Source organism: Puniceicoccus vermicola, assembly GCF_014230055.1.
Classification (GTDB): domain Bacteria; phylum Verrucomicrobiota; class Verrucomicrobiia; order Opitutales; family Puniceicoccaceae; genus Puniceicoccus; species Puniceicoccus vermicola.
Map to the genome: position 1 here is coordinate 1 of NZ_JACHVA010000123.1, position 26,906 is coordinate 26,906.

General features: G+C 51.4%; 16 protein-coding genes. 10 read left to right on the forward strand and 6 right to left on the reverse strand.

The window, feature by feature from the left end; genetic code table 11:
• From H5P30_RS15405 to H5P30_RS15415, 3 genes are all read left to right on the forward strand, one after another.
• A partial coding sequence (locus H5P30_RS15405) for a Wadjet anti-phage system protein JetD domain-containing protein (protein ID WP_185693808.1) occupies window positions 1–254 on the forward strand: 254 nt, incomplete at its 5' end.
• A 42-nt stretch (window positions 255–296) separates the two neighbouring features.
• Window positions 297–521, forward strand: a complete 225-nt coding sequence (locus tag H5P30_RS15410) for a leucine zipper domain-containing protein (protein ID WP_185691749.1) — start codon at window positions 297–299, stop codon at window positions 519–521.
• Between the two features lie 2 nt (window positions 522–523).
• Window positions 524–1,075, forward strand: a complete 552-nt coding sequence (locus H5P30_RS15415) for an integrase core domain-containing protein (protein WP_185691750.1) — start codon at window positions 524–526, stop codon at window positions 1,073–1,075.
• Window positions 1,076–1,350: 275 nt separating this feature from the next.
• Here H5P30_RS15415 and H5P30_RS15420 read toward each other — a convergent pair whose 3' ends face one another.
• Window positions 1,351–2,217, reverse strand: coding sequence for a helix-turn-helix domain-containing protein (locus tag H5P30_RS15420; protein ID WP_185691751.1), 867 nt, complete (start codon window positions 2,215–2,217; stop codon window positions 1,351–1,353).
• Between the two features lie 173 nt (window positions 2,218–2,390).
• On the opposite strand from H5P30_RS15420, the gene H5P30_RS15425 reads away from it, so the two are divergent.
• The 3 genes from H5P30_RS15425 to H5P30_RS15435 all read left to right on the forward strand — a co-directional run bounded on the left by H5P30_RS15425 (window position 2,391) and on the right by H5P30_RS15435 (window position 5,669).
• A complete protein-coding gene (locus H5P30_RS15425) occupies window positions 2,391–3,194 on the forward strand; it encodes a PIG-L deacetylase family protein (protein ID WP_185693809.1) in 804 nt (267 codons plus the stop codon).
• Window positions 3,195–3,219: 25 nt separating this feature from the next.
• Window positions 3,220–4,158, forward strand: a complete 939-nt coding sequence (locus H5P30_RS15430; protein ID WP_185693810.1) for a sugar phosphate isomerase family — start codon at window positions 3,220–3,222, stop codon at window positions 4,156–4,158.
• A 107-nt stretch (window positions 4,159–4,265) separates the two neighbouring features.
• Window positions 4,266–5,669, forward strand: coding sequence for a hypothetical protein (locus H5P30_RS15435; protein WP_185693811.1), 1,404 nt, complete (start codon window positions 4,266–4,268; stop codon window positions 5,667–5,669).
• 187 nt (window positions 5,670–5,856) lie between these two features.
• Here the strand turns inward: H5P30_RS15435 and H5P30_RS15440 are convergent, their stop codons facing one another.
• The 5 genes from H5P30_RS15440 to H5P30_RS15460 all read right to left on the reverse strand — a co-directional run bounded on the left by H5P30_RS15440 (window position 5,857) and on the right by H5P30_RS15460 (window position 15,587).
• Complete coding sequence (locus H5P30_RS15440) at window positions 5,857–6,645, reverse strand: alpha/beta hydrolase (protein ID WP_185693812.1); 789 nt, start codon at window positions 6,643–6,645, stop codon at window positions 5,857–5,859.
• A 427-nt stretch (window positions 6,646–7,072) separates the two neighbouring features.
• Complete coding sequence (locus tag H5P30_RS15445) at window positions 7,073–8,449, reverse strand: sulfatase family protein (protein ID WP_185693813.1); 1,377 nt, start codon at window positions 8,447–8,449, stop codon at window positions 7,073–7,075.
• A 171-nt stretch (window positions 8,450–8,620) separates the two neighbouring features.
• Entirely contained in the window at window positions 8,621–10,054 is a 1,434-nt protein-coding gene (locus H5P30_RS15450; protein WP_185693814.1) for a sulfatase-like hydrolase/transferase, read from the reverse strand.
• Window positions 10,055–10,104: 50 nt separating this feature from the next.
• Window positions 10,105–11,019 (reverse strand): GDSL-type esterase/lipase family protein, encoded by a 915-nt coding sequence (locus H5P30_RS15455; RefSeq protein ID WP_185693815.1) that lies wholly within the window; start codon window positions 11,017–11,019, stop codon window positions 10,105–10,107.
• A gap of 143 nt (window positions 11,020–11,162) precedes the next feature.
• The gene (locus H5P30_RS15460) at window positions 11,163–15,587 is read right to left on the reverse strand and encodes a LamG-like jellyroll fold domain-containing protein (protein ID WP_185693816.1); all 4,425 of its coding nucleotides are present in this window, start codon (window positions 15,585–15,587) and stop codon (window positions 11,163–11,165) included.
• Window positions 15,588–16,171: 584 nt separating this feature from the next.
• Between H5P30_RS15460 and H5P30_RS15465 the strand changes: the two genes are divergently transcribed.
• From H5P30_RS15465 to H5P30_RS15480, 4 genes are all read left to right on the forward strand, one after another.
• Entirely contained in the window at window positions 16,172–18,196 is a 2,025-nt protein-coding gene (locus tag H5P30_RS15465) for an alpha-galactosidase (RefSeq protein ID WP_185693817.1), read from the forward strand.
• A 301-nt stretch (window positions 18,197–18,497) separates the two neighbouring features.
• Window positions 18,498–20,243: a PEP-CTERM sorting domain-containing protein gene (locus H5P30_RS15470; protein ID WP_185693818.1), complete on the forward strand. Its 1,746-nt coding sequence runs from the start codon at window positions 18,498–18,500 to the stop codon at window positions 20,241–20,243.
• A 325-nt stretch (window positions 20,244–20,568) separates the two neighbouring features.
• Window positions 20,569–24,879: a glycoside hydrolase domain-containing protein gene (locus H5P30_RS15475; protein ID WP_185693819.1), complete on the forward strand. Its 4,311-nt coding sequence runs from the start codon at window positions 20,569–20,571 to the stop codon at window positions 24,877–24,879.
• Window positions 24,869–26,842 carry a DUF5696 domain-containing protein gene (locus H5P30_RS15480; RefSeq protein WP_185693820.1) on the forward strand — a complete coding sequence of 658 codons (1,974 nt, stop codon included), beginning with the start codon at window positions 24,869–24,871 and terminating at the stop codon, window positions 26,840–26,842. The genes H5P30_RS15475 and H5P30_RS15480 overlap by 11 nt, the downstream gene beginning before the upstream one ends.
• The last annotated feature ends 64 nt before the right edge of the window (window positions 26,843–26,906 follow it).

Sequence of the window (26,906 nt, forward strand, 5' to 3'; positions counted from 1 at the left end):
CGCACGTAGAATCGCTCATGATGAACCTAGAGACATGGAAACACTTTAGTTCCCGGACGCAAAAACACGAAGCCGCGCAATCAATCAGTGATCGTGAATTCGATTCATTAAATCCTGGAGAGAGGTCGATGGTTGAGATGCTTCGTGAGAATTCCGGGCTCCGCCTAGAGCAGGAGCATATCGATTTTGAATATATAAAGGTAGTATTTCGTTCCTGCTTTAACTTAATTGGTATGACCCAAGGACATCGGTAACACTCTATAGTGGCATTCATGCCATGGAGAGAGACCGAATCGATGACCGAAAAAGAACGTTTTGTAACCCTTGCGGGGACCGGCCGTTTCACGATCACGGATCTGTGTCGTGATTTTGGAATCAGCCGGAAGACCGGGCATAAATACCTGGAACGGCACAGTCGCGAAGGACGGGCCGGGTTGAAGGACAGGAGCCGCTGTCCCGGGAGCAGTCCTTCTGTAACCGAGGAGGAAGTGGAGCGTTTAATTCTTTCTGCGATCCGCTGACGGTGTGCGACCGCTACAGCCGTTATGTGATCGGCTGCAAGTGTCAGCCCAATCAGCAGTTCAAGGGGACTTTGAGAAGCTGCAAAAAGCTGATGCGCTATCACGGGCTGCCGGAGGTCATCCGGGTGGACAACGGTTCTCCGTTTGCTTCCGGGTCTCTGGGCCGACTCTTGCGTCTGAGCGTGTGGTGGATCGAGCAGGGAATCCGTGTCGAGTTCACGACGCCGGGATCGCCGCAGGAGAACGGGTGGCACGAGCGCACTCACCTGGACTTGGAAGCCGAGGCGGTTCGGCCTCCGCCGGCGAACATGAGAGCCCAACAAAAGCGCTTCGACCGCTGGCGTCATGAGTATAATCATGATCGTCCTCACGAGGCTTTGGACATGCTTTTTCCCGGCGAAGTTTACCGCCCCAGTTCCCGGCGTCTCGGCGAAACGGACAAAATACGTTACCCCGAAGACTATACCGTGAGACAAGTCAGTGAGTCGGGACACTTCTTGATCGGGGGGAGGTCAACTTCTGTCTGGGCGAGATCTACTACGGATGCAGGGTAGGGCTACGGGAATGAGCGGTTGTTTTTGTCCAGAATTACGCTGAAAAGCGCAAATACTGGACGAAACTCAAATGAAGTCGAAAAAGGAGAAAGAGCCCATGAACGATTTTGGGGAAGCCCTGCGCCCGACGTTCCCAGCAATCCGGAACCTGTCAACCCGTATCCATCGTTCCCCGATAATCGATTCCTTGTTTAGTCGTCGCCCGCCACGCACCCGAAATGTTCAGTGCATTGAAAAGCTGGGTGAAAGGCGATTTGCTGGATGAATGAATGCGTTCAGTCCTTGTAGAAATTAGAGCGGAAGGCGGTGGGGGGCATTCCTGTAATTTCCCTGAAGCGCCGATTGAAGTTTGATAGGTTCGAAAATCCAACCGCGTAAGCGATTTCGGTAACGGATTTACGACTTCCAATTAGGATAGAGCAGGCGCGAGCGACTCGCAATTCGTTTAGGTGGCGGTGAAAGTGCCGTCCGCTTTTGTTTTTGAAGAACCGCGAGAATGCTTGGGGCGACATACCGATACCCTTGGCGATCTCAGCTTGGGTGAGGTTGGACTCCGTGAATCTAGTTTCTATTTTCCGGAGAACAGATTCTAGACGAGAATCAATATGCGCCGCTTTCTTCACTGAGAAATTCGGGGTGTTCAACCATTCATGAGAGGTGGTAATCGCGAGAGAATGGAGAAGGTCGAGCAACAACGCGATCGGAGCATCCATCTTGGTTCGATTCTCCATCCGTCGCAGTATTTCGTAGCAATTGTTGGCGGAGTATTTGGGGAAAATCGCTCCGCGCTCCGCCTGATCGAGGAGAAGACGTGTAGGGCGATTTTCAGGGAGAGCCCAAAAATTCTCCCCCCAGGCGAGCGGACGGAAATGGAGGACGGTCCATTTTGCGCCGCTTTTGTTGGAGGGATCCGAAGTGAAGGCATGAGGTAGATTTGATCCAGTCAGCACCAGATCGCCCGGTCCATAGGGGCGCATTGCTCGACCGGAATGAAGAAGGCCCCGACCTTTCTCGATCCAGACAACTTCGACTTCTGGATGAAAATGCCAATGGGAATCCACGCTTGGTTTGGAGAAGGTGGAAACTTTGACTCCAATCTGGCCTCCGGAAAGGGCTTCAAGCTGTGGTGGATCCGGTATCATATCAGATGGGTCATCTTAGGTTCTGTCTGGAAGAGTCATCGCGATTATTTCTCTCACGGAGAACGTTATGATTCATGATACACGTCTCTCGATGGATTTGTGTTAAAATAGTATTGAAACATTTGCAATAGGGTAGAAGAGAATCTGTTGACTTCGATCTATACTGAGGTCCGATGAATTCTTCCCCCCCCCTCCCAACGGTTCTCGCCGCTGTAGCGCATCCGGATGACATTGAGTTCTGCTTTGCAGGCACTCTTGCTCATTTGAAAGAGGTAGGTTGTTCCGTGCATATGTGGAATCTGGCGAATGGCTGTTGTGGGGATGCGGTTCGCGGCAGAGAGGAGACCGCCAATATTCGATGGAAAGAGTCCCGAGCGTCCGCCGCGGTATTGGGCGCATACGCGCACAAACCGGTTTTTGATGACCTCGCCGTTTTCTATGATCGCCGCTCGCTCTCCATGGTCAGCGCGGTACTCCGGGAGATTCGGCCACAGATCATCCTGACCCATTCTCCGGAAGACTACATGGAGGACCATCAGAACGTATGCCGGTTGGTGGTGTCAGCTGCCTTCAGTCGTGCTATGCCGAACCATATGACGACTCCGGAGGTTCCGACCTATAACGATCCAGTTCGCATCTATCACGCTGCACCTCATGGCTTGCATGATAGTATGGGGAACCCGTTTCAGCCGGACCTTTTTGCTGATATCTCTACGAAAATTTCGATCAAAGAGAAGATGCTGGATTGTCACCGAAGCCAAAAGGAGTGGCTCGAGACCACCCAGGGCATGGGATCCTATGTGGATGAGATGATTGAGATTGGGCATCAGCTGGCCAAGCATAATTCTTGTCGGTTCTCCTGTGCGGAGGGTTGGCGGATTCATCATCATCTCGGGTTCTGTCCGCGAGATTATCATCCTTTAGAATCACTGTTGCCGGACCTTGTTGAGAGTGCGCTGCGACCCGTCCATTCCTGAATCATTAATCTGAAACCTAGAATCCATGAGCCATCCAATTAGCAAATTAGCCCCGACCTGGTGGGATTACACGACTCTCGAAAGTGATATACTGGATGATGCTGCCCGGTTGACCATTTCGGATCTCGAGCAATTGTCCCGTCCTGGGTTTTCCGTTCGCTTCTATGACTCGGTGGAAGAATTTTATGCGGCTCAAGCCCTCGAATACATTCAGGCCTGGCAGCAGTCGACTCCCGACAATCCCGCTGGCATCTGTGGTCCGATTGGACCGACGGAGCAACTGCCGATTGTTGCCCAAATGGTGAACGCGTTGGAGCTCAATCTGAATCAACGCGAAGCGCATTTCTGGGGCATGGACGAGTGGGTGGATGAGCGTGGAATGCCCGTTGATTCGGATCATCCCCTTTCTTTCGCTCGCTGTGACAACGAACTTTGTTTCGACCGCATCCGTTCCGACTTGGCCATGCGGGACTCGAACAAACATTTCCCCGGTGGGGATCTTGCCGAATATACCGCGACTTACGATTCGGTTCGGTGCGTATTGATGCAGGGAGGGCAGGGGGAGATCAAGCATTGGGCCTTCAATGATCCGGTGCGTCGCGAAGGAAAATTCGAGGAGAATCCGCCCACTCCCGAAGAATATTTGGCAAAAGCGGCGCGCGTCGTGGACCTGCATCCCGTAACCATCATGCAGAATGCACGCACTTCCGGAGGAGGGAACGTCTCGCTTGTTCCCACCCGTGCTTGCACGGTTGGCCCGCGGGAAACCTGGAAGGCCGAAACCGTGAGTATCTGGCATCCGGGGCACCATGATAATCCCTTCGGAATGCGCCTGACGGCTTTGATGATTTCAAAACGGTTTCGGAGTAGCGCGGTGCCGATGTCACTTCTTGCCGATCATCCGGACGTGCGATTCAACTTCCTTCGGTCGGGAATTGGGACGGTAGCGGTGGAAATGCATTGATCCTCTTGGATGGGTTCCGGCGGTAGCAAAGGCTGTAATGTAGGCCTTTTATGAGGGGCGCTGATGTTTGGGTAGTCTGTTATCTATGTGATCTTTTTTATTAATTTATGTATCGCCCTTCCAAAAAATCCCCCAACAAAATTCTCTGGAGCATAATGCTTGGAATTCTTGGCGTTCACCTCATCGCCTTGATCGCTTTTGGCGGTTGGACTGTGTATCAGGCGGTTGTGCCGGATGACAGGACTTTTGAGGAGCCTCCTTCTGTGGAGAAAATTGAGCGAGTGAAGCTCGAATATAAGGTGCGGATGCAGCAGCAGCAGAGAAAGTCTCAGCGCCCTAAGCAAAAGCTGCAGGTTAAGCAGATCACGGACATCAATATGCCGGATGTGGACATCCAGATGCCGAACATCAATGGTGCCGGAGGGATTGGACGTTTCGGCGAAAACGGTTTTGGCGACCTGTCGGATGGTGCGGGGCTGAATCTCGGAGCAGTTTCCGTAGATCTCTTCGATATCAAGGCAAAAGGGGAAAAGTTCCTCTTCATTGTCGATGTTCGTAAGGATTTGTTGCAGGATGCGAAAGGGGGGATTCCTACCTACAGAGTGATCAAGGAAGATGTGATCCGCCTGATTAACGAACTGCCCTCGGGCGTTCTTTTTAACATGATTCTTTTTGATCGGGTCCGCATGGAGATCTATCAGCCACAACTAGTGGCGGCGACTGCGAGTAATAAAAAAGATTTTGAGCAATGGCTCATGCCAGTGAATTCCAGTATTAACACAACGGGGATTCGTAGGCGAAATTATGAGCCTTCGTCATTCAAGCAGCCGTTTGCGCAGAGAATTTTATCACGCGACTCTGCGCAGAATAATGCGATGCTCATGGTTGCCGTTGCTGGGCTGGAGCAGAGGCCAGACGCGATTTACATCCTGTCCGATAGAATGCCGGATTTGACTAATCTCTCGGAAACTGTGCGAAAATCAGAAAAAGAAATCGAACGGTCAAAGAAGGAATTCTTGGACCGTATCGAAGAGAGGACTGAGTTTGATACGGTTGAGGAATATCGAAAAGCGCGCTCAGCGACTGTCGCTGAGATCAGCAAGCGGGTGCAAGACGTGAAGCGAAAGGAAGCTGCCGCGCGGGCCAAAAAAGGTATTCCTCCACGGGTATATTCTCGAAAAGAGAATATTGAACTTAGGGACAGGGTTGAGAAGCAGGTGGCGAAAGACTTTAAGGACTATACGCCCCCCATTTCAGGCATGGCACAGAATGAGTCTTTGACGATCTCCGAGCGGGAAACGCTGGATTGGCTCGAGCAGCAGCAGCGCCTGTTCTTTGACCAATACGCTGACGAGCGTCCGCAATTGAATGCCATTGTCTTCCGCGGAAAAGACGAATCTGTCTCCGAAACAGAAGAGGAGGTTATCGAGCGTTTTGTGGATATCTTTGATGGCGACTACCGTGTGCTGGTCGGATTGGGACAAATTGATTCGTCTGCCGCCGCTCAATAATTCCGTAGAACCCTAACGCGAGGTGTATGGCTTCCTACGAACCACTAGGCATAATGGTTTCCGGGTTCAACGTCTGACCGGGGATATCGAATCGATCGGTCCAAGCGTTTTTGGGTTTAGCCAATCTCCGGCTTCGCTTTAATTGCTTCGGCTCGATTGAACTTTGAGATTGTTAAGTCGATCACTCCTATTCCGCCTCAAGGAATCCGATCGACATGAGGAATTGATCCATTTTGTCTACGGTCCCGGCAAAGTTCTCGGGGTTGTTATAGTTGAAGAATCCATGCGGTTGTCCCTCGAATAGATAGAGGTCGCAGCGGTTCCCTTTTATCTCCATCTGATCCTTGTAGGCTTCGGCCGTTTCGACTGGTACCAGATTATCCTTTGTCCCAAGGAGAACGATCGTGGGTGGAGTCGACTCGCGGATGTTGTGTAGAGGAGAAAACTCCTCCCAGTATTCCTTGACACGATCATAGCCGTAGCCGTTCGGCCCATTGTCAAAGACGGGATTGAAGAGCACGAGGGCATTGGGGCGACAACTCACGCTCGTATCCTCGCCCGGCTGCTCGAATCCCTCAATCATTGCGGTGGCCGCTGCGACGTGAGCTCCGGCTGAGCCGCCGCCCGCTACAATTTGTTCGGGGTCCACTCCCAGTTCCATGGCATGTTGGCGGACCCACCGGATAGCGGATTTACCGTCGATAACCGATTCCCGAGGCGACGTTCTGTGGAGAGATTCAACACGATACTCGGCTGAGATGGCTACGATTCCGCGATATGCCAGATGTTCGCACTGCGGATAAAATTGAGCGGGCGAGCCGTTCTTCCATCCGCCGCCAAAAAAGAAGACAATTGCCGGTCGTCGGTCGGAGGTCTTGTTGGCTTTGGGAAAGAAGACGTGAAGCTGAAGTCTGGACGTGGAGACTTCCTTGTATGGAATGATCTCATGTGGTTTGAATTCCTTGGCTATGGTCATTTGAAAATGTTATGGCTTAGTTTATGAATTCGCATCGCAACCACCTTCGTGGTGGTGCTGCGCTGGCGAACCGGGCTCAGGTTTTTATTCAACGAGATCTCCAAGGGTTTGATCTGAATCAACTGGTCAGTCACGATCTTCTTGAGCTGATTAGTTTCCTTCTACAGTTCCTTGAGCCGTTGCATCTCCTTTACGATCAACCCGCTATCCTGCTTCTTTCAGCGGTGGTACTCCGGAGCGCTGACGCCGTATTCGCGGCATATGTCATCCACACGCATGACTTCGCTCGTGCGAAGAATGCGGATGATCTCTTCGGTTTTAGTTCTCCTTTTCATCTGACATTTCGGTTTTATCTGTCCGGAATATCTATCAACAGCAATAGGCCAAATTCAGGGGGGGGCTGCCAGTTTTATAACAACTGGACTCTCTATCCGGTCATGGTTGGCATGTCTGGGAGGTCATACATGGCGATCATGTAGGGATGGGATTCATCGTATTCGGTAAGAGGGGTAGGAATTTTAACCCTGCCAATTGGGCGCACCTCTGAACCGCGGTTTCCGGTGATTTCGTCACCGAGGCGTTCTCGCTGCTCTTGAGCGCGTTCTTCGAGTTCTCTTACAATGTCCGGGTACTGCTCGTAGACATTGGTGGTTTCGCTGGGATCCTCGGAAAGATTGTAGAGCTCGTGGTTGGGAGTGCGTTTGTCGTGCTTGCGTTTGCTGAAATGAAGCTTCCAATGGCCGATTCGAATAGCTTCCAAGTCGTGCCACAAGTAGTAATTGAATTGGTTGTTTGGGTATTCTTCTAATTGTCCGAAGAGGTATTCCGAGAAGTCTACTCCATCGATCGGAGCAGCCGGCTCGGTGGGGGTATTGGCTATGGAGGATAGTGTGGGAAGAAGGTCGATAGACCGCGCTACGCCAGAGCAGACGCGACCGGACTGAATCCTCGCGGGCCAATGAATGATGCAGGGGACTCGTTGTCCTCCCTCCCATGTCGTTCCTTTGGTTCCGCGGCACTTTCCATTGCTACCTCCTTCGTCTAGGGCGCGGGAGCCGTTGTCGCTAGTGAAGAGGATGACAGTGTTTTCGAAGAGGCCGAGTTTCTTCAAACAATCCATCAGAATCCCGGTCGACCAGTCGATGCATTCCACGGCAGCACCGTAAGCACCATTCTGAGAGCGGTTCAGGAACTGAGGGGGTACAAAAAGTGGCACATGCACGTACATGTGAGCGAGGTAGAGAAAGAATGGCCTCTCTTGATGGTTACGGATGAATTGGAGTGCCTCGTCGGTGTAGCGTTCCGTTATGCCCCGTTGGTCGGGTTGCTGCTGAATCACGGTTTCGTTGCGGACTAGGGGTAAGGGGGGATTCTTGGGGTTGTTGACTTGGCGCCCCATGTCATTGCTGTAGGGGATGCCAAAGTATTCGTCGAAGCCGTGACGGGTAGGAAGGAAGTCCGGTTGGTCGCCGCAATGCCATTTCCCAATGATTTTGGTGGCGTAGCTGGCGGATTTGAGTTGGGTGGCGATAGTGCTTTCGGTCGAACGCAGACCGACGGCGTCGCCGGGAAATAGGACAGGGTTGGAGCCGAAGCCTACTCGCTGCGGATAGCATCCGGTTAACATCGCCGCCCGCGAAGCTGAGCAGACGGGGCTCCCCATGTAGAAGTCTGTGAACTGCATTCCGCCGCGACTGAGGGCATCTATATGTGGAGTTTGGTTGAGGTGCGAACCGTAGCAGCCAAGATCTCCATAGCCGAGATCGTCACAATTTATTAGGATGATATTGGGTTTTTGGGACATTGAAAATTTTCGTTGGCGGTGTGACTTTTTAGAAGTTCAGTATCTTTTTTTGAATAGAGGCGAAAATGTGAGGAACTAGTCGTTAAAGGACTTTCGTCGCATATCTTTCCCCGAACGTTTTAGATCAAAAGTCTCGGATAGGTTTATTGAGTTCTAAAGTAGACTCTAGTTCTAGAGAGGAGCTGCTATGCCGAACATTGTGGGATCCTGAGGAATGGTTGCCAGAGCCCATTGCGAAAGATACCGTTTGCCTTCTGTCTGTTTCTGACGGATTCGCTGGCACGCCTGTGGCGACCATTCGTCTTTTCTGAGAAGCGGTGCCAATTCTTGGATGCGCTGGCTGGCTTCAGGCTGTCGACTCAGGTCCTCCAGTTCGTCAGGGTCGTTTTCAAGATCGAAGAGTTCCCACTCGTGGTCTCTTTGGGGATACCAGTTTAGCTTCCATTTTCCCCGGCGAATCATCCGGCTCACGTTTCCGTCACTCGGGATCATTTCTACCAAAACCTCCGATGGCCACGTCTCTTCTCCCCGGAGTCCATCCCGGAGGGATTGGCCATCGCTGGCTGGGAGAGGTGGGGCTCCCGCAATGTCGACCAGAGTGGCGGTTATATCCACGAGCGAGGCAGGTCGGGCTTCAGTTTTCCCGGATGAGAATTCATCCGGGAAAACCATAATTCCGGGGACCTTCGAGGCGGGGTCGTAAAAACAGTTTTTTGCCCAGAGACCATGGTCCCCCAGCATCTCGCCGTGATCACTGAGATAGCAGACCGCCTGATTCTCGGAAAAAGACGAGAATCGCCAATGTTCGAGGACCCGCCCAATCTGCTCATCCAGGAATTCGACTTTGGCCCGGTAAGAGGCTCTGGCGACAGAAAGTTGGGCATCCTCCAGTGAATCGAGATCTTGTCGTGCGCGTAGAGTGGTCAGCAGGGGGTGCAATTTTTCGCCTCTCGGATCGATCTTTGGCGAGTCATTATCGGCTGTGTGACGTTCGAAATCTTTCCGGTAGGCACGGTAGGGGTCATGAGGTGAATACCACGATACAACGAGTAGGAGAGGCCTTGGATCACCCGTCTCCTCATGGTCGCGAATGATTCGGCAGGCGTTTGCTGTGACTCCCTGGTCGTATGCCAAATCGTTTGCGGGTCCGGGACCTGCGTTCTCGATCGATTCGCGGACGCCGAAAAACCCACGGGATCGATACTCGGCGCGATTGGTCCCGAGGTATCCGCCGCAAACATCCCCAAACGCGCGTTCCTGGAATCCGTGGAGCTGGTCGCCTCCGACAAAATGCATTCGTCCGCAGAGGACCGTCCGATAGCCGGCGAGGCCGAAGGCATGGGCGAAGGTCGGAATATGGGAGTGTAGCGAATCCGAGTTGTCCCAGACTTCGCAGTGGTGGCTGTAGCGAGAGGTCATAAACGACATTCTCGATGGCACGCAAATGGGGTTGTTGCAGTAGAGGTTCTCCAAACGGACGCCTTGTTCGGCGAGAGAGTCGAGTGCTGGGGTTTGCACCAAGGCGTCACCAGCACAGGAAAGCGTGCTCGCCCGATGTTGATCGGAAATCAGCAATAGAACATGGGGTTGTTTATTTTCTGACATTTTCGGATGCTTACGCCTTCGTGCTGTGAAATGGAGAAAACTTCGTTCTCTTAATTTTGCGGTTGGTTCCCGAGCGCTTCGATTCCTTCGAACCAGACCTCAGCCATTTTCTGGTAGCCGTCGTTGGTCGGGTGATTGATGCCGTTTGAGAACAGCGTCGGGTCGATTGAGCGAAGATCATCAGTGTCGGTGAGGAAAGGGGCATATAGGTCTACCTGAGTTACTTTTCTTCCGAGTGTTTGATACTTGGGAACGAGTGTGTCGCGAATGTAACGGTTGTAGTCCACGATTCCCGGTTGGTATCTGATTTTCGGCATAATTTGGGCGATGATGAGATGGCTGTCGGGGCTTGCGGTCGTGATCGTATCGACCAGTTTGTCGAGGCCGTTTTGATCCTGTCCGTTCGTGCCGATCTTGAGTAGAATCAGATCCGGATCGTCGGCAGCCAGCCAGGTGAGGATGTTCTTTCGTAGATAGCTGACATTCTTGCCGCCATAGCCGTTGTGTTCTGCCTGATTGAGAGTCTCTAGATCGAGAGTAGGAGGGTAGGCGGGGTCGGTATTTCTCGGGTTCCTTAGAGACTCTGGTTCTTGAGAGCTGCCAACAAATTTAAACGAATAGCCAGCTTGGGTCAGCAGGGTGTAGAGCCCGCTGCGGTAACCAGACTCCCATGCTCCGCCGGACCAGTCCGCATTCGTGTAGCCCACCGTAATGGAATCCCCCAATGGCATGATGCGCAGCGGCTTCTCCGGATCCGAGGGGGTGCTGTAGTTCGACGCCTCGGTTCGAGTTCCGGCTCGCTGTGGTTGAACAGAATCAATCGGTTCGTTTCTGCCGACGGTAGAGCTCCCGTCGGTAATTCCGTCGGTGGTGGGAGACGCGATCTTTCCGAAAATAGGAGCCGTCATCAGCAAAAGGGCGAGAATCGCGGGCGAAAAGGAAAGTCGTGTTACTGTTTTTTTCATATAGAGTTCGGTGGTATAGTCGTCGTGCCAATATGTGGTTTTATGCAGTGGTCTAAGAGGTTATCTGGATCACCGATATCCGGCACTTCGGGAACGGAATAAACCAATCGCGCTGCATAGAGAGCCAGTGTCCTACGGTCGAATCAGTCGTCCCAGTCAATAATCGTGAGACTTTTGCGGAAGGTGAATGAATCTCCATTCTGGTTCCTGACTCGAATATCATAGGTGCCCGGAGATACTTCATCGTGGCTTAACTCAAACGCAGCAAACACTTGATGGGAGTCTTGGTGATACACCGTGGCATTTAATGTGTTAGGCCACTCATCCCGTATTAGAATGATTTCGACTCCAGAATCAAAGTTGGCTCCGTTAATTTCAACGATCGCCATACCGAAATTATCGACTGAACTCGGTATAACGCTTGTTATTTTCAATTTCGTATCGGACCGTTCGAGATTATTACGGGTATCTGTGTTATTGCTGGTAGAGTAGGCGCGCGGCGACTGCTTTGGACGCACCTCATCGTCGAGCTGAACAAACGCCGATTTCCGCGGATCCTGACCAGAAATGTCCGTGGAATTGATCATGGTATGATCGTATGGTCCCGTAGCCCGGGTAGATTGCCCCACAGTTTCTTTAAGATCTGCACGTCGTCTAGTGATTTGTGTAGTAAGGGAGGTTTCTTGGGCGTGGTTGAGCATGCCTGAGGCTGTGGACATGGAATTGTATATGTAGTCGATCTCTCCAGCACTCAATGCCCGGTTATAGACGCGATAGTCGTCTACAAGGCCGGGGAATCGCATTGGATACACGAAGCTCGAACTTCCGTTGTAGGAGGCGGCCAAAGCCAAGGGGCTGTCCGTGTTGATTGCTCCGAAATCTACTAGGCTGTTGTCATAAATACCTTGTCCGCTGGAGGCCCACCCATCATTGCTACCGTTAAGGTATCCATTTACAACTTTTCCTTCCCGATCAATTACCATTGCAATGTGGTGCCATTCGTTTTCTGCAATTTCCGGGCTGAGTTGCACGGCAAGATGGCCGTTGCCGTCCATGACGCGGAGAACGATCTTCTCTTCGGCATTCAGCATCATGGACCATCCGTCCAGAGAGTTCTGTTGGCCACCTTTACTCGCAAGGAAACGACCGCCGGTGGCGCCATCCCAGTTGAACCAGAGCATAATGGTCTGACTGCCGGAATCAGGATCGAGGATGTCGCCATAGGTTACATGCTGATTGCCAGTTAGTTCTAGTCCCTCGCCGTCAATGGAGGAGGCGTAGGTTGAGCCGCTTCCGAACATGGTTCCGTTGTTGCTGCCAGCACTGTCAGTAAGGTTATTGTCTAGTTTCCAATGTCCTATCAGGTTCTGCGAAACTACGCTTAGAATTACAGTCGCTTTGACCGTCTGACTGTTCCCAGATACCGCTACGTTCGCAGTATATTCGCCGATTCCAAGAGATGAGGCATCGGCTGTTATCAATAGGTCGGATGAGCTTGCTTCATCGTAGACAGTTCCACTGGAGGCTGATGGTATCAGCCACGATGCGTCATCAATAAGCGTCCAATTCAGTGAACTAGTGCCGGCGTTTCGAATCGAGAATTGGGTGGAGGTTTGATTGCCTTCTCCGACCGTCAGTCGAATCACGCGTTGGGGTAGTTCAGGAATCGCGTCCGGTAGAGTGCCGGAGTAGGTCGTTAGATACTGGCTCCAACTATTGTTACGAAAGGCTGGGTTCCCATCTTCGGTCAACTCGTTGTAATAGGCTACCCCCGTTGAGGTGCCGTCAAAGGAATTGCTGTAGAAAACAGTATTATTGATCTGCCCGTCATTTGTGGATTGAAATTTTGAATCCACGTAGATCGCCTCAGCTGTGTTTATGAAAACATTCTTCTCAAAAACGTTCATGTCCATGCAGGGGGAAACTGTCTCATAGGCTCGAACAATCTGAATGCCTTGTTCAATTACGTTTGAGAAAGAATTATTTCGGAATACGTTTCCTAACATTCCGGGTCCGTAATTGGATCGGTGGTCATGCATTTTGATGCCCCAACGTGCATTCGTGAAGTTGTTATTCTCATAAAGCCCGAATACGTTTGGGCGAGAAATATTGGTTCCTACTTCGTGAGATGAATTGATCCCTGCGAAAATGGCGATTCCATAACGGTAGTCGGTGACCGAATTTCCATCGACTATCCAGTTGCTGGAGCCTTCAAACGGTTGAAATGCGGTGGATGCGATGTGCGAGGGCGAAGTGTAGCACCGATCCTTGGCGTCAAGTTGATTGTTGTAGATGGCTACGTGGTCAGCGGCGCCCAGAATTGTCAATTCGCTGGTGCTGTCCGGAATCACTCGCCAAGGTTTGTCGAGGGTGACGGTGTCGGTAGTTTCGTCGAAATCAATGACAGTTCGTGTTTGGCCCATGCCCTTGCCGTTGGCGACCACCATGCGGCGATTCCTGCCGAGACTTCCGATTTTCTCCGTTGTCAACCCGTTGATGGTGACGGTGGTTGAGGTGGATGAAGTGGGTGCGCCGAGATGATCAAAGTCGAAGCCTTCGAACATAAAGGCTTCGCCGCTATTGGCATTAATATGGTCTTCATGGGGCCCTAGGTTGTTGGCAATGTTTTCTCCTAGGTAAATATATTCAACGGATCCTCTGTATCCGGCTCCGGTGAAGAAACGACCCAAGAAGGATTCAGTCGCTGTGTTTCCGTAGTCTTGTGCTGTACAGTTTGTTACAGAAATTTTCCCACCTCCCCAGCTATGAATGAGAGAGATCCCAGCGTTGACGCCATAAAAATCCACGTGATCAAACGAGACTCGATCATTGCCGTACATAATGAAACCACGACCGATTACCTCACAGTCTAGAAATTTTGTGCGGTTGGCAAATAGGTGCAAGGTGCCGCTTTGCCCAAGAAGATTCTTTATACGAACTCCTTCGAAAACCGTATTACTGCTGTTCATGTCGATGACTCCGGGGTATCCAGTTCCGAGCGCATTGTTCGCATCTAGAGTCAGATTCTTGACCGTAATATTTTGATTAGGATAATCTCCTCGCAGGACCGAGTCACCGGAATGGGTGCTCATCATGGTGAGGCTGGTTTCATCCATACCAGCTCCAATGACCTGAACGGAATCGGGAATGTAAATTTCGTCGCTTATATAGAAGGTGCCTGCAGGAAAGACTAGCGTTCCACTGTCACTGGGCCGCGCACCATCAAGTGTGATGTCGAGCCTGCGAACATTTGCGCCGACATCGCCTCCACAGAGGAGAAGTTGGAGTTCATATGTTTTGCCTTGGGTTACGTTGTACTGAATGATGGTTTGGTCTGGATTCGATCCCTTCGGAAAGACTTGGGTTGCCATCAGCTTTTCCAATGCGTTGTCATCTGCCGTTGATCCATAGTTGGCTGAAGCGGTATAGCGGTTGGCCTGAACGCTTAGGCCACTAACAGCAGAATATCGAGTAAACGTGATTCCTTGGAGGACGGTGTCGCTATTCAGGCTCATATCGACGGCATAGTCATAATTGCCGCTTAGGGATAGACCCTCTCCGGGGTCGCCTCCGGTGAAATGGCTGATGCTGAAGGAGTCACTCTGTGAAGACACCTCCTTCACGGTAATAGCGCTGACAATTGGGTTGTTGTTTACCCGATTGAGAATTAGATCCGATGTGGAATCTGAGGCGGTATAGACGTATCTTACAAGCGTGCCTATGCTGCCAGAACGATAGATTGGAACGCAGCGGAGACCAGCGGCATTGTAGAGAGCCAGACTGATTGCATCGAAGTCATCGTCGCTATCCATGCCGTCGGCCCCGTAATCTGTCGCGTTGATGGTGTACTCTGAGTAGCTGAATTCGTCTTGTACTGTCAAAGTTAAGGGATCAGACCATCCATATGTTCCGCCATGACCATTGTGCATCCAGACGGAGTAATCGCCATTGTCCAGACCACTTGGAACGGAGATATCGACTTTGTATGGGTTGACGGAAGTAACCGTTGCCCACTGTCCGTTTCCTAATGAATCCTCGATCCAGACCCAAGAATCAGTCGTCCCTTTATTGTGGCTGAGATTGCGTCCATAGATGCTGATTGTATGTCCTGCGCTGGTCTGATCGGGGCCTACCCACCAGGCTTCGGCTTTGTTGATCATGACTGGAGCGGAGAAGCCATTGTCATTTCCTGCCCATAATAAATACGCCGAGTTCACCGGGAGGGTAGCAGGCAGACTGATTGCCGCGAGCTGGTCATCAATGCGGTGTATTTTTGGTGGTCCGAGGAAGGAGTCTTCTACGCTGGTCTGGCCATACGCCATGAACTCCGTGTCTTTGGCTGAGTCGTTGCCGACATAGTTGCTCATCCCCGATGCACTGATAGCGAGTGAGTCGCCAGGCGCTGCGCTACGGGTAAACTCTGCGATTTCACAAGCTCCAGTAGCTGGGGATGCTACTCCGAAATCGGGATTAAACGTGTCGAAAGTGTTTGGGAGAAGGGGATTTCCAAGAGGAGTTTCGTAGTCGGTATATTCTGGCAACAGTTCTGATGGATGAGAGAGAAGCATACATGGCATCAAAATGAGGAATAAGAGACGTTGTTTCTCTGCATGAATTATTCGCAGGGCAGAATGTAAGATCGGGGTGGGGGCGTGGGGCTGCAATCTCATGGGCATCTTTGTTTGGGGGGCGGTGGGATTTTGTATTGGGCTATGGGGTGGAGGGTAATGTTGAAAGATTAGTAGGGCCTGATCTTTTTCCAGGCGGTTGCCAGTGTCTTGTTTTTGAGGGCGTTCTCGCTTCTTAAGCTGGAGATGTTGAATGTTTGCTAAACAAGCGCTGTCGTTGGTGGGAATGACGATTGGTGCGGCCTATCTGGGGTGCAGTATTTTTTGGGCTTGATTGGCTAGAGCTTATCGATATTAAAGTGGTATTTTCTTTGGGTCGGCAGGTCAAGCGATTATTTTTATGCCCGAGTCTCAGGCTAGATCATGGCGGATGAGTTGCTTGGTCTGTGTGCTCGGAGCAGGTGAAGTTTTTGCCTGTTCGAAAGGAGATTCGGTCCGTTGGATCGTTCCGCGTTTCTGTTGTGTTTTGCATTCTCGTGTTCCCGGTATATGCGCCAGGCAAATTAATAAATAATATGAATCTTATGCATTCGATCGGTACAGATGGTTTCTCTATTTTTGACGCTGAGCGTGAACTCGGCTTACTTCAGCTTGGTGTGCGTGTTGACGTAGGTGGAGTATTTTATCCCGTCGTGTTCAAAGATATCACCGAGACATCTGCGGCGGGGATATTTTATCATGGCCTTCTCCGTTGCCAGATTCGGTTGATCAAGGTTCCTGGCAGACGCGCTTACCAAATTGAGTACACGATTGAGAATCCGAGTTCACAGACTGTTCAACTGGGCGAGGTCGAAACCGGCCAGTTTGGGGATGGGGACGGAGTCAAGGTGGGTCGAGTCAGCGATTGGGATATTCGATTTTGTCACACCGACAACCTGCGCATCGAAAGGTACCCGCACTGCCAAATGGATTTGCCTTATCTCAAGATTCCTCCGGTCGACCCGATCCATCTTGGGCGTGGCGAGGATCAGCCCTTTCCGGGAATTTACCTGACCAACCGCGAGTATGGGAACGGTATGGTCCTCGCTTCCGTATCGCAGGATCTGAATTTTCAGAGCTATCGGCTGCAGCGCTTGGGAGCATCGAGTGATCTCACCAGCTTTGGCGATTTTTCCATTTGTCACGAATTTCCGTTGTGCAATGGGTATGTTCTCGAACCGGGGAGCCGGTGCGATTTGGACGGAATCTACGTAGAACTTTTGCAGGATACCCATCCGGAGGATGCCTTTGAGGGTTATCTCGCTTTCCTTGCGGAGCGAAATGACTTCCGGGGAACCCAAACCCCGTTGCGCAGCGAAGCCTTCTACTGCTCGTGGAACTATGGACGGATGGCGGATCAGACCGCGGCGAACCAACTGCCTACGGCGGAGTTCATTGCCCAAGAGATTCCCAATATCCGTACGTATCTCCTGGACGACGGCTACACCCGGGGTTCGATCCGCGAAGATGGCAGTCGGGAGCCTTTCAACTTTCATGACGCCTTCTATCCCGATCCTGAAAACTGTGTGAACCGAGAGCGTTTTCCGAAGGGGGTGGATGGCTTTTTTGAAGACTTGCGTAGACTTGGTCTCAAGCCCGGCATCTGGTGGTCGCCGCAGTGTGTCATTAACAGCCGTCTGCATCGAGAGCATCCGGATTGGTTTCTGCGCAACACGGACGGCGAAACTCTGATCTTGCAGGGGTATGGCGGTACCGGGCACCTCGATCTGACTGTGCCGGGAGCTTACGCCTACACGGAAAAAGTAATCTCTACGATTTTCGAGAAATGGGGGGCCACAGCCCTAAAAATGGATTTCTGGAGCCATGCTTTCGAGATGCGCCATCTGCGTTATTCGAAGCCCAATGTCACAGGGCCGATGGCCCGCAAACTCCTTTTCGATCTGGTTCGAAAATATATGCCCGAAGACGGGATCTTTATGACCTGTTGTGCCACCGGGATGGGAAATCCTTTTCTGGCGACTCACGCCGACGCCTTTCGCAACACGATCGACATTGGACGAGGGAGTTGGCGGGAGCAGATTCATACCAGCTTTTGGACGCTTCCCGCCCTCGGTCGAGCAGGTCGACAGAGCTATTTGCACAATAACGACAGCGTCGGGGTCAATGCCGACTGCGGCGAGGATGAAAATTTCTTCCGCCTCAATTGGTGTTTCATCACCCAGGGCACCCAAGAGATCGGAGGCTTTCTTGAAAAGCTCCCGGTTACTTTCAAGGATGCGTTTCGCAAATACACTGACCACTGTGACCGGGGGCACCGGTGTTTCTGTCCCGACGAAAAAGCCTGGCGTGGCGAGCCGCTCCCCGAAGTGCTCTACGTCGATTACCCTACAGGGAGCCCGAGTGCTGAACGGGGCGTTTCCAAGCACATTGCCCTCTTTAACTGGAGTGAGGCTCCACGAGTGGTAGGGGCGGTCTATGCCGCCCTCGGGATTGGCGAAGAGACCCCTCTGCATGACTTTTGGACGGGCGAAAGGATTCAGACGAACGAGCACGGTCTTTTCGTCGAATTGCGGCCGCGCCAGTCATTGCTCGTTCAGGTAGGTCGGTGATTATGAAACCCCTATCTATGCTTTGGGGTCTCACTGACTGGTTTTCGGTGGGGAGCCATCCCAGGTGAAGCGTAAGAATCTAATAAAACGGTTGACAGCCCTCAGGGTTTAGAAATATCACATTAATAACGATATGGCGTTCCTTTCTTCATCGCTTTCCATTCCCACTGCCGGGTTCTTCGTTTTGCTCCAGAAAAAACCCTAGAGCCTAGACCGTCCTACAAGTGGCATTCATAGCGAGAATCAAGAAGGGTCGCTCTCGTCGACAAATACTTCCTCTAACCCCAAAAACGAAATCATCATGAAAAAGAATTTAACTATGGCTCAGATTCTGAAAGTGAGGGCTTGGTCCCTTCGAATTCCTGCAATCGCGGTTGCGGGGGCGCTAGGAACTGCTTCGGTCTGGGCAGCGGACATCTCGTGGGATGGTTCGGGTGGAGACGATTTCTGGAGCACCGTCGGCAATTGGAGCGACAATGCCGATCCCGCTGGCGACAATATCACCTTTAACAATACCGCAGCCGTGGGCACGGCGGGCACAGTCACCAATATTGTGGACCAGAATTACAATGTGGGTTCGCTGGTCTATGAGAACTTCGGTGTCGATACGAATTACCACACGACACAGATCAATAGTGGAGTTACGCTCAACGTTACCGGCCTTGCTTTTAACACCACTACTGAATTAGACACAAGCCAGACAGATTTCACTGGCGATGGTGCACTCGTCTACAACAACGGTGCTGGGATAATTCAACTTGGGCGGGCCGCAAAACAGACAACTACGGTTGACATGAGCGGCTTGTCGTCGTTTACCGCGACTGCAGACCAGATTCTACTGGGAGCTAATGTCGATAGCAGCAATAGTGGCATCACAACTCTGACCCTGGCCGGGACGAACGTGATTACTGCGAACCGTCTGCAGGCGGGCGGAATACGCCAAGATTCAGCGTTGTATCTGGGCCAATCGAACACGCTTAATATCGATGAATTGTGGTTGGGTGAAGGGGAGAGATCCGGGGGGACAACGATCAATATGGCCTTTGATTCCGGGCTCATCGACCCCAATGTGACCATACGCGATAAGGCGGGAACTGGTGGCGCCGACCTGTTGCTGGCGTGGGGAAAGTTCCCTTCGGATGGATTCTTGCATACAGCAACCATCGACCTCCGAGGTGGCTCTGTTGACGCCCAATTTGATACGGTGCAAATGGGCATGGGCCGACAAGGCATAAACGGAAACGGAAAAAGTTTTGCGACTTTCTATTTTGACGCAGGGAGCGTCCATATGAACACGGCTGTTCTTGGGCGGACGAACAGCAGCAGTAAATTTGGCGCTGGCCAAGGGAACATTTACATTAGTGGCACGGGGACACTCACAGTGGGTTTGCTTACTCTTGGGGATAATATTGGCGGTGCCGATACCGTCGAGGAAGGAGGCTTTATCTACCTGACCGATTCTGCCATCTTTCGCGCCACCACGATTCAGGCTGGTGCGACAGTAGCCGGATCAAACCATGAGATCAATTTCACCAGCGGCACCATTGGCAATTTGAGTGGAACCGATCTGACGATCGGCAGCGATATCAAGTTGGAGCTTATCGGTACGGGTTCGCATGTCTTCGACGTGGAGGCTGGCCAGGTGGCGACGATTAACACCGATATCACTCAATCTGGGGGCGATGCCGGATTGACGAAGACCGGTGATGGTACTCTCTACCTCGCGGGTGGTGACGATACCTACAGCGGTGACACGTTACTTTTGGACGGGCTTTTCAGAACGGATACGTTCCTGACAGGTGATTATATTTTCGAGAGTATCATGGCGACTTTTCAGGTGAATGAAGCGGCCTTGACAGTTGGGGGAGCGCAGGCTCTCTTCGGAACGCAGATTTTCAACAACACTGGGGGTGGAACGCTGGAGGCCGTGGACGTGGGTGATTATACGCAGATTTCGATTGTCCCCGAGCCGTCTTCTGTGGCGTTGATTTTCGGTCTTTTTGCCAGTTTGACGCTACTGGGACGGCGGCAACGGCGCAGGCTCTAGATCGCTTTAGCTGCGAACCCTTCGGACCCAAGGTTTTTCGTTCACAGTCGAGAAACGGAAACAACTTCCGTGGATTGATAGTGGTTTTGCGGGGTTCGATCCAAGGGCGGGGAGTAGATCGTTGCTGGATTCGAGAAAATCGTTTGACTTACTCGTATCATAAAAATAACACTTAAATAACGATAAGGTTAATTCCAATCTGCCCCTTTGTATGAGGAAACAATCGATTTGTAGGCTGGGCTTTCTAAAGAGCTTGTTGGCGTTAGGGTGTCTCTGCGGCGGCGTATATGCTGCTGAATCGCCTCAGCTGGCCGACGCTGCCCGGATGAAGCTAACGGTTCCTAAGGCCATCCATGCACCGATGATTGATGGCAGGCTGGAAAAAGGGGAATGGGATGATGCTTCGGCTGTGACCGGTGTGATCAGTCAGCTTGATGGCTATGCGCATCCCCGGCAGGCCGTATTCTTTTTGAGTTATGATGATCGCTACTTCTACATTGCTCAGCGATCGACAGTGTTTCCCGAGGAGTTGGTGCAAAAGGGTCCAAAGACTTGGGCTCCGAAGTGGGATCCTGATGCTTCCGACTCAAATTTTTTTGTTGGGTTGGCACCCGGACGCAAGGGCAGCGGAGATTCTTTGGGAATCTATACTTTTCGACCTTTAGTCGAGAAGGTGAAAGATCGAAAAACCGGTGATCCCGAATGGTATTTAAGCGAGCGAGAGCTTGTTCGCGAGTATAAGACTGTGAAGTTGCCCCACCTCCTCATCCCTTGGGAATCAGGCGCTGAAATGGAAGCCAACGTTAGTGACGACGAGATTTGGATCGCTGAAATGAGGATCCCCTTGGCATCCATGAATGTTGAAGCCGTTCTCGATGGTGAAGATTGGGGGATTTTCCTGGCTCGGGACTATTCTCAAGCAGACCAGAATGCCCTCGGAGTGTCGACAGATTGGCGATTTGGCGGAGGTTGGAGGCACTACGGTCGGGCCTTTTTTGATCAATACCTCAAGGAAGAAGAATATCTTCGAGCGACGTTAGCCAGTGGGGTTGTGGCCGTTCAGGCGCTAGAGCTGTGGAGCCAGGAGGCTGGTATACCGACAGGGGAGACCCGATCTCGGATTCAGCTCAAGAACACCGGAAGTTTGACCAAAACGGTTCAAGTCGTTTTGAAGTCGACGGAAACGGATACCGTCACAAAAACGCTCAGCCCAGGAGCGCGTGAGAGCATTGAGCTTTTCCAGAAAGCTCCTACCTCAGGTCAGGAGATCGCGGCGAGGGTAACGGTTACTGAAGTAGGGGGTGCGACATTACTCGAGCAAAGTCTTCCACTGAAAGGTGACTTCTATAGAGACCGAAGGGAACCGTTGCCAAGTTTATCGCTTTATCCCTCTCACATGGGAGGAATAAAGAAAAATCAGGTTCTTTTTGCGTCGGGTTACGACCCGATTAGTAATCGCTTTTATGGGCGGATTGACCTGAGCAATTTCGAATCCATTAATGAGGTCGAAGAGATAGAACTTACGATTCGGAAAGGCGGTTCGGAGGAACCACTGCTTTCACTCGCACCTACGAATACTTCTCTCCCGGAAGCGGTGGTGAACTTTCACTCTTTATCCCAAAACGGCGTTGTTCTTGAGTGGCTGGCTCCAGATGACGGCTTAGTGAATGTAGATATGGAGGCTGCGCATTGGAACAAGTCTATCCCGCCTGTAACCGACGGCGAAGCCATGCAAGTCTTACAGGTTCGGGACGGCCAGGTGAAGGTGATCATCCAGCGGGATCAATACGTAGAGCCTTGGAAATGGAAACCGTTGGTCAAGCATGGTATTGATGTTAAAAAGGGAGATCGTATTCAGTTTTACTATGATAGCTGGAAAAGTCCTGCGGTGGACCGATTCATCATGCGTGGAAATTTAACTCAAGATGTTTATGGGGTGACAAAGACCTACACTCCGGGTGGTGATTTCTCATCTACCGAACAGGGCGGAATTAACGGAGCTTGGTTCTACAAGTTTGATACAGACAAAACTACTAATCCAGATGGGGTGTATGAGGAATTGCCTCTTTCCAGCTGGGAAGTTTATCAATCCGAAGGAACGGGATGGGGTAGGGGAAAAGATCCGGGAAACAATCAGGGGTTCATTTCTCAGGTTATCTTTTCTCCCCAAGGAGAGTTAACTTTTGATGAGGAAATTCCGGTCCTCGAACCGGGGATCTATCAAGCGACTGCGACTGCCCGTGGAGCGCAAGGGGAGGTTTTGGGGGAGTCTCGCTATAACTTCATTCGTTTTGACCACCAGAAAGATCTGCCTTGGTTGGGAAATCAACTCGGTGTTTCTAGCGACGTACAGCCGCCTTGGACGCCTATCCAATATAGACGGATCGGTGAGGGAATTGAGAAATTTTCCGTATGGGGCCGTGATTATGAGATCGAAGGAAGTGGTCTGATTCGCAACCTCGAAGTCGCCACAGAGAGTGGATTGGACCGGGAGAAGCGTAATATCCTGGCGGGACCGATACACTTTGAGATGATTCAGAACGGCGAAGCGTTCGTTCTGAAGCCTGAGGAGAGAGTGAGTCAGGTAAAGTATGCTGAAAATGAAGCGTCGTGGGAAGGCGCGGTCAGCGAGAATGGCTGGCGTATCGAGACGGATGTTTATCTTGAGTACGATGGCTACGCGGCTCATATCGTGCGCATAATTCCTCCTGAAAGCCAGGGTTCGTCTTCAGCCGAAGCGACCGTTGAAAAATTGAGACTAGTTATCCCTCTGAAGGAAAAGTATGCCTTCAATTTGCATGCCATAGGTGCCGGAGAAGGTCACTGGTTTCGAGCTGCGGTCAACAGCATCCCCCTGGACACCTCGAGGATTGGCCAACTCTGGCATAGCGGTCAGATGAGTGGTTCAAGCACAACGCCGCGCAGTGAAAATTACGGAAAGCCGCTAGAGGCGGGCAATTTTCGGCCCTATGTTTGGCTGGGCGGCGCGAACCGCGGCATCGCTTTTATGGCTGATTCCGATGAAGGTTGGGTGCCTGGTGATAAAGATAGGGATGCATCGTACAATAAGGTTGATCACCCCTCTATGGAGGTGATTCGTCAGGAGGACGGTTCAGTGGCACTGGTTCTCAATCTGGTGGCGCGTCCTTTCGCCTTCGATCATGAAAGAACGGTCCGTTTTTCGCTACAGGCCACTCCCATTAAGCCGGTTCCTGAGGACTGGCGGGATATCCGAATCGATCTAAACACGGCCTTCCCTGGGTTTCTTCGCGAGGACAACTACACTCGCGAATTCGGTGGAGACAGATTCCCAGGGTGGGGATGGATGGGAAACCGGATCAACGTAGATGGACAGAAATGGGTCGATGGGCATGGGTCTACCCCTTATCCTTTAAATTGGGATCAGGCCGCATCCTACAGAGAGTATGCGGAGGAAAATCGAGATGTTGAGGTAACTCCCTACCAGGGTCTGCATTCGATTCTGAGTTTTGCCGAAGTTGATGATCCCCGCATGCCTGCAGGTAAGCAAGCTAGCGATATTTACGGATATATCTATCCACACATGTCTCACAACCACTTGGACGGAGGCAACGGCAGTGGGAGTCAAGCGGATCTGGAATATCGCTTGTGGAATTATAATGCCCGCATCCAGAAAACAGGAATCAAGGGGATGTATTTTGATCTTACCGAGCCGGTGCTGACGGCTAATCCATACAGTGGATTTGGTTATTTTATCGACCTTCATGATCGACCCGAGATTAATGGTAAAGTGCAAGGTGGTTTTGGCCTGACTCGTATACGCGAGTTCTTTAAACGCCTGCGTCAGCTTTTTCTGGAAGGTCCAGCTGGGGAGAACGACCGAACCTATATCTGGTTGCACACAACCGACGGGAACACCGTTTCTGCTTACGCCTTTACCGACATTTTCTTGGAAGGGGAGAATGGTCCAAGTCTTAGCAGCAAGCAGCCCTACATCAGTGTGAAAATTCCGGCGGGGCGCATGCAGGTGATGAACAATGGCGCAGGCAAATGGGGTTTCCAGATGACCCAGCTAACCATGCAGGACCACTCGGTCGACCACGAGATGAATCAACTAATTTTAAACAATATCCGGGGATGGTATCAACTGCATGATGTTGCCTTAGCGACATTCACAGAGCATCAGGGGATCGATCTCGATCGTAAGGCTATTTTCCTTCCGTACTGGGATCCGGATGTGGCCGAAGTTCTTTCCCCTAGAATTGAGGATGCTTACGCGTCCGCCTACCTGCAGGATAACGCTCTGGCTCTGGTCGTGGTCAACAACTCAGATCAGGCCCGCACGGTTCCGGTTTTGGTTGATCCGGCTGGCTTGGGGATGATGGTGGGCGATGATCCTCATTATTCGGTCGAGTACGTCGTTCTGCCTCAAAAGAAAGAAAGGGAACGTCGAATCATCGAGCGCGAAAAGGGAGGTGAATCGGAAGCCATTTTGCGAGAGTTCGAAGAGAGGTGGAGTCAGATTCCAATGAAGCCTGAAATTCGAAATGTCCAAACGGATAAGCTTGGACTCATGGTCTGGATTGAGCCACGAGGCTATCGCATCATTCGGTTAGAGGCGAAGAGTAATAACTTACAGCAAGACAATGATGAATAGTTCACTGGAGTTGACGAATAACTACGAATTTTCTAACGGCATAATTCGGCTTAGAGTTTTTGAAAGTGACGAGGGTTATCCTCTCGTAACGATTGAGGGCGAAAATCGAGTGCAGTATGGCCCTGTTCCTTTGGTGGGGTTCGACACCCATGTCATCTTCTGTCAACGGGTAGAACGTGCGTGCCAGCCGATCCAGGTGCGTCGTTGCACTCGGATTCGAGATGGCTTTCATTTCGAGCTTCACGATCAGTGGAGTCAGATTACCGCAGGGATTGTGCTACAGCTGGTGGGAGACCGGTTGGTTGCGACGTTCAAAACTTCGGAGCTGTATGAGCGCGAGAATGAATCTTACCGTCTCTTTAATGTGACTCTTCTGCCCGGCCTGATGCGCGTGGGCCGCGAGGGCCAGATCATTCTCCCGCTGGGGACGGGTCTCTCGATTTCTCCGGAAAAAGCCCCCGCTATGTCGGATCGGTTTTTGATTTATGGGGAGCAGCCACGTTGGGAATTGCTGCCGATGCTTCCGGTTACTTCGACAGGGGAGAATGGAAATGGTATCGTCTCGATGGCGACTCAATGCCCTGAAGATGCCAGCGTCCGATTTTGGACCGACGGTCGAGGCAACGGTGGCGTCGATATGGGTGCCTCGTTGCGTGAACACTGGATTGATCCGGTCGATCGTATGGATCGCAGTGTTGAATTCGTGCCAACAACTTTTGAAACGGATCAACTCCATACAACCGCTCACACATTACGTCGGCATATCGTTGAAGATCTAAAAGTTAAGCCGGTCAGCGAGCAGATCAAAGAATCCGAAGCCGTTGATAAGTTGGTGCGGTCTGTCACTGGAAAGATGTTTTTTGGTGTTCTGGATCAAGGCACAGGAGGGGCAAGGTTGGGAGATCCCACTCATGGCGAATACATCAGTAACACCACTTGCCAGGAGGCTATCGAGATCTTTCAGAAGATCAAAGCTGCTGGTGTCGATGGTTATAATAGCCAGAGCGTTGGTTACATCCCCAATGGTCATGATGGCTCCTATCCCAGTCACGATCGTTTTGATTCACGAATCGGTGGACGGGAAGGTTTTCTGGAAATGGTTGAAGAGGGCAAGAAGCTGGGCTTCACCATTAATGTCCATGACAACTACAATGAGGGGTATGAATCCTCGCCGGACTTCGATTGGAAATGGTGCTTCCACGATGTCTATTGCATGCCGCAAAAACGCGGCGCTTGGGGAGGTGGACAGGCCTATTTGTTCAATATGAAGCATCTGCCCGAGGAGATGGTGGAAGGGGCTTTGGGACGTATGAAAGGACTCGGATTGACGGGGGTCGGTTACGTGGACGCCTTGGGGAATCCTCTCTATCGGAACTATGATCCTGATCGGGGAGGACCTCGTCGAGATCATGCACAGGGAATCGAACGCGTGCTTAAGGCGTCCGCCGACACGTACGGGGGAACTACAACCGAGTGCGGATTTCTTTATGCGGCGCGGCATTGTGTTGCGGTTTGTATGCCGGGTAATCACCGGCATATAGGGAGTGCAGTTCATCAGGCACTGCCGGTTGAGTTAAAACCGATTCCCCTGTACGCGCTATCGGTCTCGGGACTGATTCTTGTGTATAAGAAATTTGATCAGAGCAAATCTGATGTGATCGATATGTTGCTGATGGGACAGCTGCCCCACCATGGGGATACGGTGGCCCGGGATCAGGTCCAGGGTGGTCATCGGCACAAACCATTCAACGATGCTTTGGCGAAAAACATGAAGGTCGTCTATGACCTCGTCTGTGTGAAATATCGACATCTCAAAGAGCAACAAATTCTGAGGTGGCAGTTGAATGATGATGGCTCTGAGGAAACGACTTTTGCCGATGGCACCGTGGTAAAGGCAGACCTCAGTCGAGAAACCCTTTTCATCAACGGTGAAGAGATTTCGTTTTCTCTTTCCAAAACTTAAATCAAACAAAATTAGAAAATCGTTTTATGAAGACCTACAAACTAATTTTAGCTTTAAAAATTGC

Coding starts and splice junctions, on each gene's coding strand:
- H5P30_RS15475 (WP_185693819.1), top strand. CDS start 20,569: ATGAAGCTAACGGTTCCTAAGGCCATCCATGCACCGATGATTGATGGC.
- H5P30_RS15450 (WP_185693814.1), bottom strand. CDS start 10,054: ATGTCAGAAAATAAACAACCCCATGTTCTATTGCTGATTTCCGATCAA.
- H5P30_RS15430 (WP_185693810.1), top strand. CDS start 3,220: ATGAGCCATCCAATTAGCAAATTAGCCCCGACCTGGTGGGATTACACG.
- H5P30_RS15455 (WP_185693815.1), bottom strand. CDS start 11,019: ATGAAAAAAACAGTAACACGACTTTCCTTTTCGCCCGCGATTCTCGCC.
- H5P30_RS15425 (WP_185693809.1), top strand. CDS start 2,391: ATGAATTCTTCCCCCCCCCTCCCAACGGTTCTCGCCGCTGTAGCGCAT.
- H5P30_RS15445 (WP_185693813.1), bottom strand. CDS start 8,449: ATGTCCCAAAAACCCAATATCATCCTAATAAATTGTGACGATCTCGGC.
- H5P30_RS15435 (WP_185693811.1), top strand. CDS start 4,266: ATGTATCGCCCTTCCAAAAAATCCCCCAACAAAATTCTCTGGAGCATA.
- H5P30_RS15480 (WP_185693820.1), top strand. CDS start 24,869: ATGATGAATAGTTCACTGGAGTTGACGAATAACTACGAATTTTCTAAC.
- H5P30_RS15410 (WP_185691749.1), top strand. CDS start 297: ATGACCGAAAAAGAACGTTTTGTAACCCTTGCGGGGACCGGCCGTTTC.
- H5P30_RS15470 (WP_185693818.1), top strand. CDS start 18,498: ATGAAAAAGAATTTAACTATGGCTCAGATTCTGAAAGTGAGGGCTTGG.
- H5P30_RS15420 (WP_185691751.1), bottom strand. CDS start 2,217: ATGATACCGGATCCACCACAGCTTGAAGCCCTTTCCGGAGGCCAGATT.
- H5P30_RS15460 (WP_185693816.1), bottom strand. CDS start 15,587: ATGCTTCTCTCTCATCCATCAGAACTGTTGCCAGAATATACCGACTAC.
- H5P30_RS15440 (WP_185693812.1), bottom strand. CDS start 6,645: ATGACCATAGCCAAGGAATTCAAACCACATGAGATCATTCCATACAAG.
- H5P30_RS15465 (WP_185693817.1), top strand. CDS start 16,172: ATGCATTCGATCGGTACAGATGGTTTCTCTATTTTTGACGCTGAGCGT.